The 20,400-nt window shown below is 72.1% G+C and carries 18 protein-coding genes; 9 read left to right on the forward strand and 9 right to left on the reverse strand.

Annotation, left to right across the window (positions count from 1 at the left end; all coding sequences use genetic code 11):
- Nucleotides 1–55 precede the first annotated feature (55 nt).
- The 8 genes from Q8W71_RS13400 (at nt 56) to Q8W71_RS13435 (ending at nt 8,221) form a co-directional block, all read left to right on the forward strand.
- Entirely contained in the window at nt 56–376 is a 321-nt protein-coding gene (locus Q8W71_RS13400) for an integration host factor subunit alpha (protein WP_305525878.1), read from the forward strand.
- A 151-nt stretch (nt 377–527) separates the two neighbouring features.
- A complete protein-coding gene (locus Q8W71_RS13405; protein WP_305525879.1) occupies nt 528–1,034 on the forward strand; it encodes a MerR family transcriptional regulator in 507 nt (168 codons plus the stop codon).
- Between the two features lie 98 nt (nt 1,035–1,132).
- Nucleotides 1,133–1,552 (forward strand): hypothetical protein, encoded by a 420-nt coding sequence (locus tag Q8W71_RS13410; RefSeq protein WP_305525880.1) that lies wholly within the window; start codon nt 1,133–1,135, stop codon nt 1,550–1,552.
- Between the two features lie 162 nt (nt 1,553–1,714).
- A complete protein-coding gene (locus tag Q8W71_RS13415; RefSeq protein WP_305525922.1) occupies nt 1,715–2,173 on the forward strand; it encodes a 4-aminobutyrate aminotransferase in 459 nt (152 codons plus the stop codon).
- Between the two features lie 227 nt (nt 2,174–2,400).
- Nucleotides 2,401–4,353 carry a PrkA family serine protein kinase gene (locus Q8W71_RS13420; protein ID WP_305525881.1) on the forward strand — a complete coding sequence of 651 codons (1,953 nt, stop codon included), beginning with the start codon at nt 2,401–2,403 and terminating at the stop codon, nt 4,351–4,353.
- Between the two features lie 91 nt (nt 4,354–4,444).
- Nucleotides 4,445–5,740 (forward strand): YeaH/YhbH family protein, encoded by a 1,296-nt coding sequence (locus Q8W71_RS13425; RefSeq protein WP_305525882.1) that lies wholly within the window; start codon nt 4,445–4,447, stop codon nt 5,738–5,740.
- 264 nt (nt 5,741–6,004) lie between these two features.
- Nucleotides 6,005–7,573 carry a SpoVR family protein gene (locus Q8W71_RS13430; RefSeq protein ID WP_305525883.1) on the forward strand — a complete coding sequence of 523 codons (1,569 nt, stop codon included), beginning with the start codon at nt 6,005–6,007 and terminating at the stop codon, nt 7,571–7,573.
- Nucleotides 7,574–7,792: 219 nt separating this feature from the next.
- The gene (locus Q8W71_RS13435; protein WP_305525884.1) at nt 7,793–8,221 is read left to right on the forward strand and encodes a PaaI family thioesterase; all 429 of its coding nucleotides are present in this window, start codon (nt 7,793–7,795) and stop codon (nt 8,219–8,221) included.
- Between the two features lie 358 nt (nt 8,222–8,579).
- On the opposite strand, the gene Q8W71_RS13440 is transcribed toward Q8W71_RS13435, so the two are convergent.
- The 9 genes from Q8W71_RS13440 to Q8W71_RS13480 all read right to left on the reverse strand — a co-directional run bounded on the left by Q8W71_RS13440 (nt 8,580) and on the right by Q8W71_RS13480 (nt 19,036).
- Nucleotides 8,580–9,203 carry a riboflavin synthase gene (locus Q8W71_RS13440; protein ID WP_305525885.1) on the reverse strand — a complete coding sequence of 208 codons (624 nt, stop codon included), beginning with the start codon at nt 9,201–9,203 and terminating at the stop codon, nt 8,580–8,582.
- Between the two features lie 3 nt (nt 9,204–9,206).
- On the reverse strand, nt 9,207–10,289 hold the full coding sequence (ribD, locus tag Q8W71_RS13445; RefSeq protein ID WP_305525923.1) for a bifunctional diaminohydroxyphosphoribosylaminopyrimidine deaminase/5-amino-6-(5-phosphoribosylamino)uracil reductase RibD: 1,083 nt from the start codon (nt 10,287–10,289) through the stop codon (nt 9,207–9,209).
- A 17-nt stretch (nt 10,290–10,306) separates the two neighbouring features.
- Nucleotides 10,307–10,825 carry a transcriptional regulator NrdR gene (gene nrdR, locus Q8W71_RS13450; protein ID WP_305525886.1) on the reverse strand — a complete coding sequence of 173 codons (519 nt, stop codon included), beginning with the start codon at nt 10,823–10,825 and terminating at the stop codon, nt 10,307–10,309.
- A 99-nt stretch (nt 10,826–10,924) separates the two neighbouring features.
- Nucleotides 10,925–12,229: a serine hydroxymethyltransferase gene (glyA, locus tag Q8W71_RS13455; protein ID WP_305525887.1), complete on the reverse strand. Its 1,305-nt coding sequence runs from the start codon at nt 12,227–12,229 to the stop codon at nt 10,925–10,927.
- A gap of 232 nt (nt 12,230–12,461) precedes the next feature.
- Entirely contained in the window at nt 12,462–13,277 is an 816-nt protein-coding gene (locus Q8W71_RS13460) for a DUF937 domain-containing protein (protein WP_305525888.1), read from the reverse strand.
- 186 nt (nt 13,278–13,463) lie between these two features.
- On the reverse strand, nt 13,464–14,912 hold the full coding sequence (locus Q8W71_RS13465; protein ID WP_305525889.1) for an MATE family efflux transporter: 1,449 nt from the start codon (nt 14,910–14,912) through the stop codon (nt 13,464–13,466).
- Nucleotides 14,905–16,893 (reverse strand): monovalent cation:proton antiporter-2 (CPA2) family protein, encoded by a 1,989-nt coding sequence (locus Q8W71_RS13470; RefSeq protein WP_305525890.1) that lies wholly within the window; start codon nt 16,891–16,893, stop codon nt 14,905–14,907. Before Q8W71_RS13470 ends, Q8W71_RS13465 begins: the two co-directional genes overlap by 8 nt.
- Nucleotides 16,894–17,040: 147 nt before the next feature.
- The gene (locus Q8W71_RS13475) at nt 17,041–17,355 is read right to left on the reverse strand and encodes a BrnA antitoxin family protein (RefSeq protein ID WP_305525924.1); all 315 of its coding nucleotides are present in this window, start codon (nt 17,353–17,355) and stop codon (nt 17,041–17,043) included.
- A 103-nt stretch (nt 17,356–17,458) separates the two neighbouring features.
- Nucleotides 17,459–19,036: a glucosamine inositolphosphorylceramide transferase family protein gene (locus Q8W71_RS13480; protein ID WP_370875405.1), complete on the reverse strand. Its 1,578-nt coding sequence runs from the start codon at nt 19,034–19,036 to the stop codon at nt 17,459–17,461.
- Between the two features lie 354 nt (nt 19,037–19,390).
- Here Q8W71_RS13480 and ispH point away from each other — a divergent pair, with 354 nt between their 5' ends.
- Nucleotides 19,391–20,392, forward strand: a complete 1,002-nt coding sequence (gene ispH, locus Q8W71_RS13485; RefSeq protein ID WP_305525892.1) for a 4-hydroxy-3-methylbut-2-enyl diphosphate reductase — start codon at nt 19,391–19,393, stop codon at nt 20,390–20,392.
- Nucleotides 20,393–20,400 lie beyond the last annotated feature (8 nt).

Consider the following 20,400-nt stretch of genomic DNA (forward strand, 5'->3'; position numbering starts at 1 on the left):
GCATCGCCGCGCCCGCGGCGTGGCGGGACGAGATGACCGGGCGAGGGGGCGTGGCATGGCTGGCAAGACGGTGACGCGCGCCGATTTGAGCGAGGCCGTCTACCACCAGGTCGGCCTGTCGAGGACCGAATCCGCCGCCCTGGTCGAGACCGTCCTGTCCGAGATCTGCACCTGCCTCGCCAGCGGCGAGACCGTGAAGCTGTCCTCGTTCGGCTCCTTCGTGGTGCGCAGCAAGGGCCGGCGGGTCGGGCGCAACCCGAAGACCGGCGTCGAGGTCGCGATCGAGCCGCGGCAGGTGATGGTGTTCAAGCCCTCGAACGTGCTCAAGGCCCGGATCAACGGCCTCAACGGCGCCGACGCCCACGACGACGCGTGAGGGGCCGCCGGGGCTTCCGAGGACGCCTCGTCCGGTCCGGGCGCAAATCCCGGGGGCAGCCGCCGCGCCAGGCCCGTAGCGGGGCGGCGAGACTTGAGCGGCGGCGCCGCACCGGGCAGGATCGCCCCGATTCAACTGCGGGCCGATCAGGATGTCGTCAGCTCTCGCCGCCGAGATCGTCAGGCTCGCCGACGCCGTCGTGGATGTCGGCGAGCCCGGCGGCAAGGGCGCGGGCGCGTTCCGCACCATCGGCGAGGTCGCCGAGGCGCTGGACGTGCCGCAGCACGTGCTGCGCTTCTGGGAGACCCGCTTCGGCCAGATCCGGCCCCTGAAGCGGGGCGGCGGGCGCCGCTACTACCGGCCGGAGGACGTGGACCTCGTCGCCGGGATCCGCCACCTGCTGTACGTGCGCCGCTACACGATCAAGGGCGCGCAGCGCGTCCTCAAGGAGAGCGGGGTGCGCTTCGTCCAGGCGGTCGGCCGCGGCGAGGCGGTGGCGGCCGCGCCCCGCCTTCTGGAGGCGGAGGCCGGGTCGGCCCCGCCCCGCGCCGCGCTCGACGAGGCCGACCGGGCCGTCCTGGAGGCGGCGCTGGAGGATCTGCGCGCCTGCCGCGCGGCGCTGGCCGGGTTGCGCGCAGCCCCCGACCGCGACGCCTGAGGCCGCCGGGCCACACCGCGCAAGCGTTTGTCGACACAGGACGATTCGCGGCGTCGATCGCGGTCGAACTTTGTGCGGGGATCGGCGTTGTCGCCCGCATGGCCACGCCCCGACCCAAGCTGTCTCCGAGCCAGGAGCTGATGGCCCGCATCATGCGGATCGTCCGGATCTGCCCGCAGGCCGCCTCCGAGGTGCTGGAACTGACCTTCCTGGTCAGCCAGGTCGAGGCCGCCACGGCCGTCGACCGCGAGTACCGCGACGCGCGCCGCGTCATCGCGCGGCTGCGCAACCCGCTCTGGGAGATGGGCCCCGCCGACCGCGAGAGCCTGCTCGCCGCCGCCGAGACGATCCGCCGGGTCTGCCGGCTCGCGGACGACGACATCCCGCCCTCGCCGATCGCCGACGCGGGCGAGCGCGCCCGGGTGGAGGAGCGCCTCGCCGCCGCCCTGGCCGGGGAGTTCGACCCGGCCCAGATCGCACGCGTGACCGGCGTCGTCGCCGCGGCCCTCCAAGACTGAGCCCCTCCAAGACTGAGTCCCTCCCAGGACTGAGCCGCTCCCAGGACCGAACCCCTCGACGGCGGCGGCCGCCGTCCCCACATCGCTCCCACTCCCGAGCGGGCGGCGGGCGGATGAGCCGTCGCGGCGCCCGCGGGGGACCGGAGAGACGCCGTGACGCCGATGACCGCCTTCGCCCGCCCCCTCGCGGGTCCCCTGCTCGCCCTCGCCGCGGGTGGCCTGCTGCTCGCCGGCCCGGCGCTGGCCCAGACCACGGTGACGCGGTCCAAGTCGGTCGCCTCGGGACAGACCGTCCGGCTCGAGATTGCCCCCAACCTTAAGAAGGACTGCAATCCCGGGCCGATGCCGGAGATCAAGGTTTCCGGCGCGCCCAAGAACGGCTCGGTCATCACCAAGGTCGGCAAGCTCAAGACCCCGGCCGGTTACCGCTGCCCGAACAAGGAGGCCGCCGTCCAGGCACTCTTCTACCAGGCCAAGGCAGGCTACACCGGCGCGGACGAAGTCACGTTCGAGGTCAAGAATTCGGACGGTCAGGTTCAGACGCAGACGATAAAAATCACCGTCGAGCCGGCGTCTTCGAAGGCGGGCTCGGATGCGAAGAAGGAAGGCACAGACCTCTGATCGGCGGTGGATCGCCGCGCCTCGTGCCGGGAATTTCATCGATGAAAGCTGAGGAATGCAACCGGAAGAGGCGACTAGTCTGCGCGGTGGCAGGTTTCGACCGCGCAGGTGTTGCACGCAATCGACATGGATGGCGCGCGGCTGCCGCACTGCGACATAATGCGGGTCTGTCGGTTGCATCTGAGCCGGGACAGGATGAAGCTGTGTCGGTCTGAGAGGGTTATCGAATGCCGTTGCAAGCGACGAACGACCTCTTCCAGAGCTTCGCCCGCGGCTACGAGGCGCGCCGCGACACGGAGATGACCCTCTCCGAGTATCTCGAAGCCTGCCGCGACGAGCCCCTGATGTACGCCTCCGCGGCGGAGCGCATCCTGGCGGCGATCGGCGAGCCCGAATTCGTCGACACGGCCAAGGATTCCCGTCTCGGCCGGATGTTCATGAACCGGACGATCCGGACCTATCCGGCCTTCCGCGAGTTCTACGGGATGGAGGAGACGATCGAGCGGATCGTCTCGTTCTTCCGCCACGCGGCGCAGGGGTTGGAGGAGCGCAAGCAGATCCTCTACCTGCTCGGGCCGGTCGGCGGCGGCAAGTCGTCGCTCGCCGAGCGGCTGAAGCTGCTGATGGAGGTCCACCCGATCTACGTGCTCAAGGCCGGCAACGAGGTCTCCCCCGTCTTCGAGAGCCCGCTCGGCCTGTTCGACCCGGAGGTGATGGGCGCCGAGATCCAGAGCCGCTACGGCATCCCGCGCCGCCGGCTCACCGGCCTGATGAGCCCCTGGGCCCTGAAGCGCCTCGACGAGTTCGAGGGCGACATCTCCCGCTTCAAGGTGATCAAGGTGCGGCCCTCGCGCCTGCGCCAGATCGGCATCGCCAAGACCGAGCCCGGCGACGAGAACAACCAGGACATCTCCAGCCTCGTCGGCAAGGTCGACATCCGCCGGCTGGAGACGCTCTCTCAGGCCGACCCGGACGCCTACTCCTATTCGGGGGGCCTCAACCGGGCGAACCAGGGCGTCCTCGAATTCGTCGAGATGTTCAAGGCGCCGATCAAGATGCTCCACCCCCTGCTCACCGCGACGCAGGAGGGCAATTACGTCGGCACCGAGAACATCGGCGCGATCCCCTTCACCGGCGTGATCCTCGCCCACTCGAACGAGGCCGAGTGGCAGTCGTTCAAGACCAACAAGAACAACGAGGCGTTCATCGACCGGATCTACGTCATCAAGGTCCCATACTGCCTGCGCGTGCAGGAAGAGCAGCGGATCTATGACAAGTTGATCTCAAGCTCCGAGCTGTCGGACGCCGCCTGCGCCCCGGGCACGCTGGAGATGCTGGCGCGGTTCTCGGTGCTGTCACGTCTGCGCGAGCACGCGAACTCGAACCTGTTCTCCAAGATGCGGGTCTACGACGGCGAGTCGCTGCGTGAGGTCGATCCCCGCGCCCGCTCGATGCAGGAGTACAAGGACACCGCCGGCGTCGACGAGGGCATGGACGGGATCTCCACCCGCTTCGCCTTCAAGGTGCTCGCCGCCACCTTCAACCACGACACCACCGAGGTCTCCGCCGACCCGGTCCACCTGATGTACGTGCTGGAGCAGAGCCTGCGCCGCGAGCAGCTCCCGCCGGAGACCGAGAAGAAGTACCTGGAGTTCATCAAGACCGAGCTGGCGCCGCGCTACGCCGAGTTCATCGGCCACGAAATCCAGAAGGCTTATCTCGAATCCTACCACGATTACGGCCAGAACCTGTTCGACCGCTACATCGACTACGCCGATGCCTGGATCGAGGACCAGGACTTCAAGGACGCCGAGACCGGCCAGCTCATGAACCGCGAGCTCCTGAACCAGGAGCTGACCAAGATCGAGAAGCCCGCCGGCATCGCCAACCCGAAGGACTTCCGCAACGAGGTGGTGAAGTTCGCGCTCCGCTCGCGCGCCCAGCACGGCGGCCGCAACCCCGACTGGACGAGCTACGAGAAGCTGCGCGAGGTGATCGAGCGGCGGATGTTCTCCCAGGTCGAGGAACTGCTCCCCGTGATCTCGTTCGGCTCCAAGAAGGACGGCGAGACCGAGAAGAAGCACGGCGAGTTCGTCGAGCGCATGGTCTCGCGCGGCTACACCGAGCGGCAGGTCCGCCGGCTGGTCGAGTGGTACATGCGGGTGAAGCAGGCGGGGTGAGGGTCGGCAGCGGATCGCCCTCGCCACAGTTTCGGACGACCGGCCGGCCACCTTGGCTCGGCCGGACACGCGGACGAGGGTTTTTGCGCACGTGCACATCGTCGACCGACGCCTGAATCCCGGGGGCAAGAGCCTCCCGAACCGGCAGCGCTTCCTGCGCCGCGTCAAGGACGTGGCCCAGCGCGCGGTCCGCGAGTCGGCCCGGGAGAAGGACATCAAGGACCTCGGCAAGGACGGCCGCGTCACGGTCCCGGCCGACGGCGTGCGCGAGCCCCGCTTCAGCCGCCAGCCCGGCAGCGGCCGGCAGGACCACATCCTGCCCGGCAACAAGACCTACGTGGAGGGCGACACGATCGAGCGTCCGCCGGGCGGCGGGGGCGGCCGCGGCGCGGGGGAGGGGGGCGACGGCGGCGAGAACGGCGAGGACGCGTTCCAGTTCGTCCTGACCCGCGACGAGTTCCTGGAGCTGTTCCTGGAGGACCTGGAACTGCCCGATCTCGCCAAGCGGCGCCTCGCGGTGGTCGAGACCGAGGGCCTGCGCCGGGCGGGCTACACGATCACCGGCTCGCCGGCCAACCTCGCGCTCACCCGGACCCTGCGCAACTCTATGTCCCGGCGCATCGCCCTGAAGCGGCCGAAGCCCGACGAGGTGGCCGCACTGGAGGCGCGGCTCGCCGGGATGCGCGAGACCGACCCCGAGCGCCCCGACCTCGAAGCGTCCCTCGCGATGCTGCGCGAGCGCTCGAAGCGCATCCCCTACGTCGACCCGATCGACCTGCGCTTCCGCCGGTTCGAGCCCTACCCGCGCCCGATCGCGCAGGCGGTGATGTTCTGCCTGATGGACGTGTCCGGCTCGATGACCGAGCACATGAAGGACCTCGCCAAGCGGTTCTACATCCTGCTGCACATCTTCCTGACCCGGCGCTACCGCCACGTCGAGATCGTGTTCATCCGGCACACCGACCGGGCCACCGAGGTCGACGAGGAGACCTTCTTCGGCAGCAGGGAGACCGGCGGGACGCTGGTCTCCTCGGCGCTGGTGGAGATGAAGCGGGTCATCACCGAGCGCTACGACCCGAACGACTGGAACATCTACGCGGCGCAGGCGTCCGACGGCGACAACGTCTCCTCGGACGGCCCGACCGCGACGGATCTGCTGCGGGCCCACATCCTGCCGGCCTGCCAGCACTTCGCCTATCTGGAGGTCGGCGACGAGAACGGGCCGCGGGCCGGCTTCGTCGAGCACCGCACCACCCTGTGGCGGACCTACGAGGCCATCGCCAAGGGCGGCGGCGCGCTGGCCATGCGCAAGGTGAACCACCGCCGGGAGATCTACCCCGTGTTCCGCGAGCTGTTCGGCCGCAAGGACGCGAAGGCGGAGGCGTGAGGGCATGAGGGCGGTCCGTTCTCCGATCCGCGCGCGTCCCTCCCCCCTCTGCGGGGGAGGGTGGGCCAATGGGCGCCCCTCGCGTCAGGCCGGGTCGGGAGAGGGGGGCGCCGCCTCCGGAGAGGGCGCAACGGGTGCCAAAGCCCGAGCCGTCGCGCCGCCCCTCTCCCCCCCTGCTGCGCAGGGTACCCTCCCCCGCAGAGGGGGGAGGGCGTTTCCGTCCCGCGGATATGCCGGGGACGCTCCGCTCGATCGGGAGGCCGCATGACGCGCGTCGAGGCACGGACGCCCCAGGTCATCTCCGGCGGCCAGAACCCCCTGTTCACCGGCAACGACTGGGACTTCGACACCATCCGGCGCATCCACGATGCCTGCGAGGTCGAGGCGCGGGCGCTCGGCCTGTCGTGGTACCCGAACCAGATCGAGATCATCACTGCCGAGCAGATGCTCGACGCCTACGCCTCGATCGGCATGCCGCTGTTCTACAAGCACTGGTCGTTCGGCAAGCACTTCGCCCAGCACGAGGCCGGCTACCGCCGCGGCCTGATGGGGCTCGCCTACGAGATCGTCATCAACTCCGACCCGTGCATCTCCTACGTGATGGAGGAGAACACGGCGACGATGCAGACGCTGGTGATCGCCCACGCCGCCTTCGGCCACAACCACTTCTTCAAGAACAACTACCTGTTCAAGCAGTGGACCGACGCGGAAGGCATTCTGGACTATCTGGATTTCGCCAAGAGCTTCATCAGCCGCTGCGAGGAGCGCTACGGGCATCAGGCGGTGGAGCAGGTGCTCGACGCCGCCCACGCCCTGATGAGCCAGGGCGTGCACCGCTACCCCCGCAAGAAGCGGCCCGACCTCGCCTCCGAGCAGCGCCGCGAGCGCGAGCGGATCGAGCACGGCGAGCAGATCTACAACGACCTCTGGCGCACCCTGCCGGCCAAGCCCGGCGCGGCCCGCACCGACGCGGCGGCCGACCGGCGCCGCGCCCTGCTGGAACTGCCCCAGGAGAACATCCTCTATTTCCTGGAGAAGGTCGCGCCGCGGCTGCGCCCCTGGCAGCGCGAGATCCTGCGCATCGTCCGCCTCGTCGCGCAGTACTTCTACCCACAGCGCCAGACCAAGGTGATGAACGAGGGCTGCGCCACCTACGTCCACTACCGGATCATGAACGCCCTGTCCGAGAAGGGTCTGATCACCGAGGCGGCCTACCTCGAGTTCCTGACCTCGCACACCAACGTCATCCGCCAGCCGACCTACGATGACCGCTCCTACGGCGGCCACAACCCCTACGCGATCGGCTTCGCGATGATGGGCGACATCGCCCGCATCACGGAGCAGCCGACCGCCGAGGATCGGCAGTGGTTCCCCGAGATCGCCGGGCGCGGCGACGCGATGGGGGTGCTGCGCGACTGCTGGGAGAATTACCGCGACGAGAGCTTCATCCAGCAGTTCCTCTCGCCCAAGCTGATGCGCGACCTGCGCCTGTTCCACGTGGTCGACGACCCCGAGGAGGCCGACCTGCGGGTCGAGGCGATCCACGACGAGCGCGGCTACCGCAAGCTGCGCCGCGCCTTCGCCCGCCAGTACGACGTGGCGTGGCTCGACCCCGACATCGAGGTGGTGGACGTGGACCTCGAAGGCGACCGCCGGCTGATCCTTCACCACAAGGCGCTCAACCGCATCACCCTGCAGAAGGACGACGCCAAGCGCGTGCTCCAGCACCTCGCCGACCTCTGGGGCTACGACGTGGTGCTGAAGGAGGTGGAGCCCGGCACCGGCACGGTGATCGGCGAGATCACCGCCAGCGCCCGGCCGATTTTCTTCTGATGTTTTCGGGATAGGGTTCGGGTTGCGTCCGCCGTCATCGGGAGCGCAGCGACGCGACCCAGGGCTGCGCGCGGTCGGAAGGCGTGGCGCCGCTGGATCGCTTCGCTCCGCTCGCAAAGACGGAGACGGCGGTTTCAATCGCTCGTGGGCAGCCGTGTGATCGGTTTCCGTCCGGTCTGACCCCTTGCGAGCCAGGTACGGTCATGCTGCACAGGGGCCATGACGCGCACGATCATGGACCTCGCCGAGACGCGGGCCTTCCTCGACCGGGAATTCCCGCAGATGAACGCGGGCGGGCGCGCCTTCGTCCTGGAAGACGTGGGACCCCTCTCGGCGCGGATGCGGCTCGCGGGCGACGAGCGGTTCCTGCGGCCCGGCGGCACCCTCTCGGGCCCGGCGATGATGGCGCTGGCCGACTACGCCCTCTACGCGGCGATCCTCGCCAATATCGGCCCGGTGGCGCTCGCGGTGACGACGAGCCTGACCTTCAACTTCCTGCGCAAGCCCGCCGGCCTCGACCTGATCGCCGAGACGCGCCTGCTCAAGCTCGGGCGCCGGCTGGCGGTGGGCGAGGTGAGGATCGCGAGCCCGGACTCGGACGACCTCGTGGCGCAGGCGAACGGGACGTACTCGATCCCGCCGCGCTGATGGATCTCAATCTCGAGCGGCGCGAATCGCGTAGACGGCGACGCCGCATCCGACCGCGAGCGCCATCAGCGGCGTGATGATGAAGGCGACGACTTGAATGTCCGTCATGGCGTGAGGGCCTTCAGCACGTACCGGGCGACGAGGTGTAGGCTAACGCTCGCTCCCAGGAAAATTGTGACGCCGATGAGGAGCGTCAATGGGACAAGCTCTGGACTGCGCCCGGGAAGCCGAACGTGGCTGCGATTAAAGGCGCGACGACACCGGCGGTGAACAGGCCGCCGGCCGCAGTGTTGAGGTAGACAGCCGTCAGCTTGACCTGCTCGTTCCTGACCAAGCTCACGCTTGCACCCCCTCGGGCCTACAAACCCCGCGCCTCGGTCAGCCGCGCCGCGTAGCGGGCGATCAGGTCGACCTCAAGGTTCACGGGGTCGCCCGCCCGCCGCTCGCCCCAGGTCGTCACCGCCAGCGTGTGCGGGATCAGCAGGACGGTGAAACGGTCGCCATCGACCCCGTTCACGGTGAGCGATGTGCCGTCGAGACTCACCGAGCCCTTCTCGGCGATGAACCGGCCGAGCCCCGACGGCGCGCGCAAGGTGAAGCGCTCGCTCGGCCCCCAGGCGCCGGCGGTGACGGTGTCCCGCTCGACGATCTCGGCGACGCCGTCCACGTGGCCGGTGACGAGATGGCCGCCGAGTTCGTCGCCCATCTTCAGCGAGCGCTCCAGGTTGACCCGCCGGCCCGCCGCCCAGGCGCCGACCGTGGTGCGCGCCAGCGTCTCGGCGGCCGCGTCGACCTCGAACACGCAGCCGCCCTCGGCCGGCCTCACCGCGACCGCGGTGAGGCAGGGGCCGGAGCAGGCGATCGAGGCGCCGAGCGCGATGCCCGCCGGGTCGTAGGCGGAGCGGATCGCGAGGCGGCGCAGGTCGCCCCCGCCGGAGACCGACACCACCACTCCGACGTCGCTGACGAGACCCGTGAACATGGCTTAGACGACTCTCCGCTCGTAGGTGACCGCCGCGTCGGCGCCGAGCGCCAGGGTCTCGGCCACGTCGAAACCGGCCAGCCGCCGGGCGAGGCCGGGGCCGACCGCCGGCAGGCCGCCCGCCGCGCCGGCCGCCTCCGGGCCGGTCACCAGGGTGCAGGCATCGATCAGATCGGCCTCCGCCAGCGCCTCCGCAAGGCGGGGGCCGCCCTCGCTGCACAGCCGCGTGATGCCGCGCTCGGCGAGGTGGGCGAGCGCCGCGTTCAGGTCGAGCCGCCCGTCGCCCCCGGCCGGCAGCCGCTCGATCTCGACGCCGAGGGCCTCCAGCGCCCGGCGGGCATGGGCCGGGGCGGCCTGTGTGGTCAGCGCCAGGGTCGGCACGTCGCGGGCGGTGCGGGCGAGCACGCTCGCGGGCGACAGGCGCAAGGTCGAGTCGAGCACGACGCGCAGGGGCGAGCGGCCGGACAGGCCGGGCAGCCGCACCGTCAGGGACGGGTCGTCGGCCCGCGCGGTGCCGATGCCGACCAGGATCGCGTCGGCGTGCGCCCGCCACAGGTGGACGGCGCCGTCGGCGACCGGGCCGGTGATCCGCAGCCGCTCCGGTCCGGCGCCCGCGGCGAAGCCGTCGCGGGTGCGGGCGAGCTTGAGATGCAGGGCCGGCCGGCCGCGCGTCACCCGCGTCACGTGGCCGATGTGGTCGCGCGCCGCCTCCTCGCGGAGCAGGCCGGTCTCGACCGCGATCCCGGCCTCGCGCAGCAGCGCGTGGCCGCGTCCGGCGACCCGCGGGTCAGGGTCCTCCAGGGCGCTCACCACTCGGGCGATGCCGGCGGCGCGGATCGCGTCGGTGCAGGGGGGCGTGCGGCCGTAGTGCGAGCACGGCTCCAGCGTCACGTAGAGCGTCGCGCCGCGGGCGGCCGCGCCGGCCTCCGCCAGGGCGAGCGGCTCCCCGTGCGGGCGGCCCCCCGGCGCGGTGGCGGCCGCCGCCAGGATCGTTTTCGTGTCCGCGTCCACGACGACGGCCCCGACCGAGGGGTTCGGCCACGTGGTCCCGAGCCCCCGCCGCCCCAGCGCCAGGGCGAGGCGCATGAAGCGGGCTTCGCCGCTCACGGGCGCGCCGCCCGGCGCCGCGCGGGTGCGTCCGGCTCCGGCTCGGGCGCCTCGGGCAGGGGCGCGGCCTCGCCGAGGGTGCCGAGCAGTGCCTCGAAGTCCCGGGCCTCGCGGAAGTTCTTGTAGACCGAGGCGAAGCGCACGTAGGCCACGTCGTCGAGACCCTTGAGCCCGTCCATCACCAGCTCGCCGATCGCCTCGGAGGTGACCTCGGCCTCGCCCGCGCTCTCGAGCTGGCGGGTGATGCCGCTGACCAGCCGCTCGATCCGCTCGGGCTCGACCGCGCGCTTGCGCAGCGCCACGTCGATCGAGCGCTGGAGCTTGTCGCGCTCGAACGGCACGCGCTTGCCCGAGCGCTTGAGCACCGTCAGCTCGCGCAACTGCACCCGCTCGAAGGTGGTGAAGCGGCCGGCGCAGTCCGGGCAGACCCGGCGGCGGCGGATGGCGGCGCCGTCCTCGGAGGGGCGGGAATCCTTCACCTGCGTGTCGGACCCGCCGCAATAGGGGCACCGCATGACGTCTCCGCGCAAAGGCAAACGGCCGCGGATCGCCGGGATCCGCGGCCGTCGCCTCATCTAGTCGTCCCGGGCGGGGCGGTCAGCCCCATCGGGGGATCAGCCGTAGATCGGGAACCGGTCGGTGAGCGCGTGCACGCGGCTCTTCACGCTGGCCTCGACCTCCGGGTCGCCGCCCTCGCCCTTGGCGGCGAGCCCGTCCAGCACCTCGACGATGAAGCCGCCGATCTGCTTGAACTCGGCGACGCCGAAGCCTCGCGACGTGCCCGCCGGGGTGCCCAGCCGGATGCCCGAGGTCACGGTCGGCTTCTGCGGGTCGAACGGCACGCCGTTCTTGTTGCAGGTGATGTCGGCCCGCGTCAGCGCGGCTTCCGCCGCCTTGCCGGTCAGGCCCTTCTTCTGGAGGTCGACCAGCATGAGGTGGTTGTCGGTGCCGCCCGAGGTGATGTCGTAGCCGCCCGAGATCAGCGTGTCGGCCAGCGCCTTGGCGTTCTCCACGACCTGACGGGCGTAGATCTTGAACTCCGGCTTCAGCGCCTCGCCGAAGGCCACCGCCTTGCCGGCGATCACGTGCATCAGCGGACCGCCCTGGAGGCCGGGGAAGATCGCCGAGTTGAACTTCTTGGCGAGCGCCTCGTCGTTCGTCAGGATCATGCCGCCGCGCGGGCCGCGCAGGGTCTTGTGCGTGGTGGTGGTGACCACGTGGGCGTGCGGGAAGGGCGAGGGGTGCACGCCCGCCGCGATCAGGCCGGCGAAGTGGGCGGCGTCCACCATGAAGTAGGCGCCGACCGCGTCGGCGATCTCGCGGAACTTGGCGAAGTCCCAGTGGCGCGGGTAGCCCGAGCCGCCGGCGATGATGACCTTCGGCTTGTGCTCGTGGGCGAGGCGCTCGACCTGCTCCATGTCGATGCGCTGGTCGTCCCGGCGCACGGTGTAGGAGACCGGCTTGAACCACTTGCCCGAGACGTTCGGGGGCGCACCGTGGGTGAGGTGGCCGCCGGCCGCGAGGTCGAGGCCCATGAAGGTGTCGCCGGGCTGCATCAGGGCCATGAACACGCCCTGGTTGGCCTGCGAGCCGGAGTTCGGCTGCACGTTGGCGAAGCCGCAGTCGAACAGGCGCTTGGCGCGCTCGATGGCGAGGGTCTCGGCGACATCCACGAACTGGCAGCCGCCGTAGTAGCGCCGGCCCGGATAGCCTTCCGCGTACTTGTTGGTCAGCACCGACCCCTGCGCCTCCAGCACCGCGCGGGAGACGATGTTCTCGGAGGCGATCAGCTCGATCTCGTGCCGCTGGCGGCCGAGCTCCTGCTCCACGGCGCGGGCGATCTCGGGATCGGCCTCGGTCAGCGGGGCGGCGAAGAAGCTGTTGGGGAAGTGCTTGTCGGCGGCGGTCCCGGCGCTCATGGCGTGCCTCTGTTCTCAGCGAGGGATGCCCGGCCTCCGTCGGCGTGCACGGGCGGGCGATTGGTCCGCATCCCTACACGGCACCTTTCGCAAGGCCAAGCGCAGGCATTTTTCGGATCGGTTGAGCTTTTTTTGACGTCGCGCGCGCCTCGCACGAGCGCCGAACGAAGCCCGAACCCGGGCCGCCGGGGCCCGGCCGTCGCGCCTGCGACAGGAGGCCGCCGGGCGGGGCTCAGCCGGCCCCGCCGTCGCCCGAGCGGCCGCGCCGGGACCGCGGGGCGGGCCGCTCCGGCGGCGGCGCCTGCGGCGCGGCGTCCGCGGGCGGGGGCGGGGCCGCCGGGGCCGGCGGCGTCTCGGCCTGGGGCTGCGCCTTCGGCCAGAAGGCCTCGAACAGCTCCTGCATGGCCTTGATGTTCTGCTCCTGGACCTCGGCGCCGGTGCGGAACATCTGCTGGAGCACGTCGGAGCCGGTCTCGGGGGCGTCGATCTGCGGGGGCTGCTGCGCGGTCCGGGGCGCGGGCTGCGGCGGCCGCGTCGCGGCCGGCTTGGTGGCCTGCGGCTCGGACGGGGGCAGGAAGGCCCGGGCCATGTCGGCCCAGAGCGGCGCGAACGGGAACGGCGCCGGGGCCGGCGGGGCGGCGGGCTGGCGCGCCGGCTCGGCCTGGGGCTGGTTGAGCATCACGTGGACGATGCTCGCGACCACGGCGCCGGCCATCATCGGCAGCATCTGGCGCAGCACCTGGGAGCCGACGCCGCTGGCGGCCGAGGCCTGCTGCAGGACGGCCTGCATCAACTGGGCGGAGCCGAACATCTGGCCGAGCGCGTCGAGCCCCTGCGGGGCGGTCGAGCGGGCCGTGTCCGGGGCCATGAACATCCGGGCGAAGCCGATCGGGTCGAGGCCCGCGCCGCGCTGGAGGCCGAGCGTCAGGGCCGGCATCAGCGCTTCCATGGCGCGCTGCGTCTGCTCGACGGTCAGCCCGAACTGCTGCGCCATCGCCTGCGTCCCGGCGCCTCCCTGAACCTGCATCATATCGATCGGGTTGAACATGAGCCCTCGGTCCCGTCCCGGTCCTGCAGCCCGGGACTGACGGCATCTAAGCATCATTTCGCCACATGTCCCACGGTGGACCGCGACAAAAGATGCGACACCGTCAAAAACACAGTGGAACCAGCCCCGGATCCAGCCCCGGAACCAGACCCTTGCGGCCGCATGACCTGTCGATGACCCGGGGCGTCACGCCACCGGGCCGGGATGAGGCTGACCGGCGGGCAAGGGGCTGGACGGGGGGGTGGACAGGGGGACGGCCTCGGCCGCGCGCGGCTCGGGGGTCGGCGTCCCCCGGGCGGCGAGGCGGTCGACGGTGCGGCGGGCGAGCAGGATGCCGAGCGCGCCGAAGGCGAGCGAGCCGAGTCCCATCCCGGCCACCACCCCGCGCGGCCCGTAAAGCGCGCCGCCGAGCAGGGCCGGGGGCACGGTGCCGAGCGTGGCGCGGCCCCAGTTCAGCAGGGTCGAGCGCAGCGGGAAGCCGAGGTTGTTGAAGGCGGCGTTGCCGAGGAACAGCAGGCCGTTGAAGAACCAGATCGCCCCGCCGACGAGGCAGAAGAACGTGAACAGCTCGGCCGCGACGCCGTGCAGCCCGAACAGGGCGGCGAGCGGGGCGCGGGCGGCCGCCAGCGCGAGCCAGACGAGGGCCGCGTAGACCAGCGTGACCCGCGTCCCCGCGCCCAGGGTGGCGCGCATCCGGTCGAAGCGGCCCGCGCCCCAGTTCTGCGCCAGGATCGGCCCGACTGCCCCCGAGAGGGCGAACAGCCCGCCGAAGGCCACCGGCGTCAGGCGGTCGATGACCGAGGCGGCGGCCACCGCGTCGGGCCCGTAGCCGGCGAACAGGCGGGCCAGGAAGGCGCTCGCCACGGAGGGCGCGAGGTTGGTCAGCACCGCCGGGCCGGCGATCGCCGCCATCGCGGGGGCGTCGGCGGCGAGTTCGGCGAGCCGCGGGGCGCGCAGCAGCCCGTGCCCCGCCCAGGCCCGCCAGCCGATCGCCACGAAGGTCGCCCGGGCGATGCAGACGGTGATCGCCGCGCCCTCGACGCCGAGGCCGGCCCCGAAGATCAGCAGGGGATCGAGGGCGGCGGTGACGAGGGCGCCGCCGAGCGTCACGGTCATCGCCTGCCGCGCCGCGCCGATCGCCCGGAGCAGGCCGGTGAACAGCATGCCGGCGGCGAGCAGGGCGTTCGAGGGCAGCGCGATCCGCAGGAACGTCCCGGCGACCGCCAGAGTCTCGCCCTCCGCCCCGATCAGCCTCAGCAGCGGGTCGGTCAGCGCGAGCATCGCCACCGCGATCACCCCCGCGACCAGGGCGCCGAGCGCGAGCGCCGAGGCGGAGAGGCGGCGCGCCCCGGCGAGGTCGCCCGCGCCCACCGCCTTCGACACCAGGGCTCCGGCCGCGATCATCAGGCCGATGTTCACGGCGGTGGCGAAGAACTGCACGACGCTCGCGAACCCCACCGCCGCGGTGAGCCGCGGGTCGCCGAGCTGCGAGACGTAGACCAGCGACAGCAGGTCGACGACGAAGATCGCCATCAGGCCGACCGAGCCGGTGGCGCTCATCACCAGCACGTGGCGCAGGATCGAGCCCTCGACGAAGCGCGCAGCCTCGGCCGAACCCCGGGACCCGTCAGCCATCCCGGCCGCGGCCTTCCGTCTCCAGCTCGGCCTCCAGCTCCGGGTCTCCGGTCCCCTCGGGCTCGTCGGGGGCGGCCGACGGCTTGGCCAGCACCCGCTCGGCGGCCTCGCGGCGGTCCTGCCCGAGCAGGTCGCGGGTCTCGGCGCTCAGCGCGCGGGCCGGGCGGGCCGGGGCGGTCAGCGGCTCGGGGCGCAGTTCCACCGGCTCGGCGCCGCGCAGCCACGCGGCCCCGTCCGGCAGGGCGCCCGCCTGCTGGAGGACGAGGCGGGCGATGTCGCGCTTGCGCACGTCGTCGGCCCGGGCCGCGGCGGCCTCCGGCGTCAGCCCGAGCCCCTCCAGCGCCGCCCGCCCGAAGGCCAGCGCCGATTCGGAGGTCTCGCGGATCTGGAAGTCCACGTCGCGGTTCATCAGCTCGACGGCGTGGAGGCGGTCGTAGGCGCGCACGAAGGTGCGCACGCTGGAAAACTCCTCGTGCACGATGTCGACGATCTTCAGCGCCGCCTCGCGGTCGTCGACGCAGACGCAGACGGTCTCGACGCGGCCGATCCCGGCGGCGCGCAGCACGTCGAGGCGGGTGCCGTCGCCGTAGTAGATGCGGAAGCCGAAGCGGGTGGCGGCGCGCAGTTGCCCCACATCCTTGTCGATCACCGTGACGGGGATGCCCTCGGCGAGCAGCACCTGCGTCAGGATCTGCCCGAACCGGCCGAAGCCGATCACCAGCACCCGGGCCTCCCCCGCGCCCTCGGCGAGTTCGGCCGAGGGCTCCGCCTCGGCCTCGCTCGCCCGTGACAGGCGCCGGTCGATCAGCCGGTCGAGCCCCTTGGCCATGATCGGCCCGACCAGCATGGTCAGCGCCGCCAGTGCGACCGCGAAGCGGGTGGCGGTGGCGCCGGTGAGCCCGAGTTCGGCCGCCTGCGGCAGCAGAACGAAGGCGAACTCGCCCGCGGGCGCCAGCACGGCGGCCCCGCGCAGGGCGCCCAGCGTGTCGGACCCGAACAGCCGGAACAGCCCGGCCACCAGCGCGACCTTCACGAGGATCGCGGCGAGCGTCGCCCCGAAGAGCTGCGGCCACACCTCGCGCACGAGCGCGCCGTCGATCGACATGCCGACGCTCATGAAGAACAGGCCGAGCAGCATGCCGCGGAACGGCTCGATGTCGGCCTCCAACTGGTGGCGGAAGTTCGACTCGGCGAGCAGGATGCCGGCGAGGAAGGCGCCCATCGCCATCGACAGGCCGACCTGCTCCATCAAGAGGGCGGTGCCGAGCACCACGAGGAGGGCGGCCGCGGTCATCACCTCGCGGGCGCCGCTGGCCGCGAGCAGGCGGAAGAACGGGTTGAGGCCGTAGCGCCCGACCAGCACCACGGCGAGGATCGCGGCGAGCGCCCGGCCGGTCGAGGCCGCCGCCTCCCCGAGCCACGGGCCGCCCGCGCCGCCGGCCCCGTGGCCGGCCGAGGCGAGCAGCGGCATCAGCGCCAGGATGCCGACCACCGACAGGTCCTGGAGCAGCAGCACCGCGAACGCGCGGGAGCCGTAGGCGCTGCCGAGGTCGCCGCGCTCCTCCAGGAGCTGGAGCGCCACCGCGGTCGCCGACAGGGCGAGCGCGATGCCGATCACCGCCGCGGCGCCGATCTGGAGCCCGGCGAGCACGCCCGCGCCGCCGAGCACCAGGGCGCAGACCACGAGCTGGGCGGTGCCGAGGCCGAAGATGTCCCGGCGCATCGAGACGAGCCGCGACAGGTGCAGCTCCAGCCCGACGATGAACAGCAGCAGCACCACGCCGATCTCGGCGACGCTGGCGGCCGTGTCGGGCTCGGCGATCAGCGACAGGCCGGACGGCCCGATCAGCACCCCGGCGACGAGGTAGCCCAGCACGGCGCTTTGCCCGATCAGCCGGAACACCGGCACGCCGATGACCGCCGCCGACAGGAAGGTCAGGACCGGGGGCAGGAAGCTCGCGTGTTCGCCCGGGCTCGCCATGCGCACTCGTTCTGGGGGTTCGCGCGGGTGGAGCCCCCGCTTAACCCGCGTCGGGCCGCGAGGCGAGACGCGGGCGGTGCCGTTCGGCACACGGGGGCGGTTTCGGGGCGGACGCCGCCGCGCGGATCGATCGTGGGCCGGAACGCGTCAGGCCGCCGGCATGTCCCGCGCGGCTCGCCGGAGCACGTCGTTCATCCGGCTTTGCCAGCCGGGCCCGGTCGCCTTGAAGCGCGCGACGACGTCCCGATCGAGGCGAAGACTCACCTGCTGCTTGATCGGCGCCTTCTGCGGCCCGCGGCCGCGGCGAAGCTTTTCGGCGAGGGTCGGAAATGCGTCGGCGAAGGGGCGGGCTTGGGCGAACTGCGCGTCGGTGATCTCCGGATTGTCGGGGTCGGCGGCGATGCCGGCCTGGATCCGTTCCTCCTGCGCGTCGGTGATCGGCGGAAGGGTGAGCTTAGGCATTCTCGTAGATCCTCCGCTCCTTCCGATTATTTTGTATCTACAAATTGCGGCGATGAGCGTCAATATCGTCCGCGGCTCACGGCGGGACGCCGCCTCGCATGGCTCACGAGACGCTTCCGAGGAAGCGCGGCCGGGCGCGGCGCGAACCGTCGATGAATTCGAGGCCGCCGGCCGCGCTCAGCATGTGCAGGCGGCAGCCGGGCCACGCGGGCCCCGGGCCGAGGCGGGTCTCGACCACCTGTGAGAACGCCCCCTCGTCGAGGCGCAGGATGCGGGCGAGGCCGAGCGCCGCGCCGTAGCCGCCGCGGCAATCCTGCACCGGTCGGATCAGGGCGCCGCCGCGGACGACGATCGGCCCGGCCGGGCGGGCCGAGGCCACGTCGATCAGCACGGGGTTCTTCGGGTGGGAGGTCCAGGGGCCGCGGAAATCGTCCGCCCACCAGAGGTGCAGGGCGTCCGAGTAGCTGCCGCCGCCGTCGCGGACGGTGGCGAACAGCCACCAGCGGCCGCCGTGGCGCAGGAGCGTCGCGTCGCTCGCGGTCACGCCGCCGACGAGCGTCGCCGCGTGGGTCCAGCCGCCGGGAAAGCGCGCGGCCCGGTAGAGGTCGATCGTCCCGGCGGCGCAGGATTCCGGGATCATCCAGACCTCGCCCTCCGCCTCGAACACGAACGGGTAGGAGAGGTGGACGTCGCGCTCCAGCACCGGCTCGGGCCGGCCGACCGGCCCGTCGGGCCCGAAGCGCACCGCCGAGATCACGCCCTTGCCGGACGCGTAGGCGAATTCCTCGACGAACAGCGTCACCGCGCCGTCGCGGGCGATGGCGAAGGGGTCGGCGTAGAACCGGCGCCCGTCGTCGGGCAGGTCGGTCCAGCCCGCCTCCGGGTGGCGGCGCAGGTCGATCACGTCCGGGCCCGCGATCCGGCGCCACCCCACCCGCCAGCGCTCGCGGTGGAAGCCGACCTCGCGGACGCGCCGGGCGACCTGCCGGGCGAGCCCACCCAAGGCCCGCCGCCGCGCCTCGACCGCACCGAGGTCGAACCCGGCGGACGGCGCGAGGCGGCGGGCGTCGTCGTCCGGCAGGGCGCCCGCCCCCCCGTCGAGGGCCGCGAGGATCAGGGTGAGCGTGCGGGCGAGGTAATCCTCGAAGGCGGCGAGCATCACCGTCTTCGACTCGGCGCCGAAGCGCCCGACCGCGACCGGCGCACCGTCCGCCCCGCGCAGGACCGCGACCGGCGCGCGGCCCGCGAACAGGGCGGCGAGCAGGCCCGCCTCGCCCGGCACGCCGTCGAAGTCGAGCCGCCACGTCGCGGGCGCGTCCGCCCCCGCGGGCGAGGTGTCGGAGAGGTCGAGCACGAGGTCGGGAGCGCCGGCCTCCGGACCCGAGTAGGGCTGGAGGGCCGCCGCCCCGACCGCCGTGGCGAGGCCCGGGCGGGGCAGGCCGTGGATCGCCGCCTCCAGGCGGAACAGCAGCTCGGCGTTCGGGGGCAGGTCGGGCGCGTCGCCCGCGCTCACGGCGATCCCGAGCCGGCAATCCGGCCGCCGGGCGAGGGCGTCGAGCAGGCGCAGGTGCCACGTCCGCAGGCGGCCCCGCGCCAGCCGCACGGTGACGCGCCGCACCGCGCGCGGCGCTGCGGACGCCGCCGGCCCGTGCGGGACCGGGTCGTGATCGTCCAAGTCCATCTCGGCGACCGGCCGCTCCATCAGCCGACGGGGCTGGTGGCGAGCGGCGCGCCCGGACGGCGTGCCCTCGGTCGTTCGGGCAACGTACAAACGTTCACAGGGGATCCCGGGCCAGTCGTGGCTGCGCGCAGAGCTTTGGGTCGACGGCGGAGACCGTATCGCCGCGCGGGATGGTCGAACAAGCATGGCCGCGCGTCCATCGCCGGGCGCGGTTAATCCGACGGGGAATCTACCGAGGCCGGGCCCTGCGGGGCGCGGCAAACCTGCGACACAGGTCGGCCGCGGCCCCGATCTCGCCCGGTTCGCGTGTCAGGACCGTTGACAGGACAGCCCCGCCCTCGCCACATCCCCCGCATGACTGCCGACCTCGCGACTCCCGAGCCCAGCCCGGATGCGGCCGCCAAGCCGCCCCTCAAGATCCTGCTCTGCGCCCCGCGCGGCTTCTGCGCCGGCGTGGTGCGGGCCATCGACGTGGTCGAGCGGGCGCTGGCGATCCACGGCCCGCCCGTCTACGTGCGCCACGAGATCGTCCACAACAAGTACGTGGTCGAGAGCCTGAAGCGGAAGGGCGCCGTGTTCGTGCGCGAGCTCGACGAGGTGCCGGACGGGGACGCACCCGTGATCTTCTCCGCCCACGGGGTGGCCAAGACCGTGCCGGCCAACGCCGACTCGCGCGGGCTGACCACCATCGACGCCACCTGCCCGCTGGTGACCAAGGTCCACCGCGAGGCCGAGATCCACCACAAGCGCGGCCGCCACGTGCTGCTGGTCGGCCATTCCGGCCACCCGGAGGTGGTCGGCACGATGGGCCAGCTCCCCAAGGGCTCGATCACCCTGGTCGAGGATCTGGAGCAGATCGCCGCCCTGGAGCCCGAGAACCCGAACAACCTCGCCTGGGTCACCCAGACGACGCTCTCGGTGGACGACACGCGCCACATCGTCGAGGCGCTGAAGAAGAAGTTCCCGACCATCACCGGGCCGCACAAGGACGACATCTGCTACGCCACCACCAACCGCCAGGAGGCGGTGAAGCACGTGGCGCCGCTGGTCGACGCGCTGATCGTGGTGGGCTCCTCCAACTCCTCGAACTCGCAGCGCCTGCGCGAGGTCGCCGAGCGGGTCGGCTGCCCGATCACCCGTCTCGTGCTGCGCGCCGAGGAGATCGACTGGCCGGCCTTCGAGGGCATCGGCAAGCTCGGCCTCACCGCCGGCGCCTCCGCCCCCGAGGTGCTGGTCGAGGAGATCATCGATGCCTTCGCCGCCCGCTACGACGTGACGGTCGACACGGTGTCGACCGTCGTCGAGGACATGGTGTTCCCGCTGCCGCGCGAGCTGCGCAGCGAGGCGGCCGAGTAGGGCACCCG

Source organism: Methylobacterium amylolyticum (genome assembly GCF_030700245.1).
Taxonomy (GTDB): Bacteria; Pseudomonadota; Alphaproteobacteria; order Rhizobiales; family Beijerinckiaceae; genus Methylobacterium.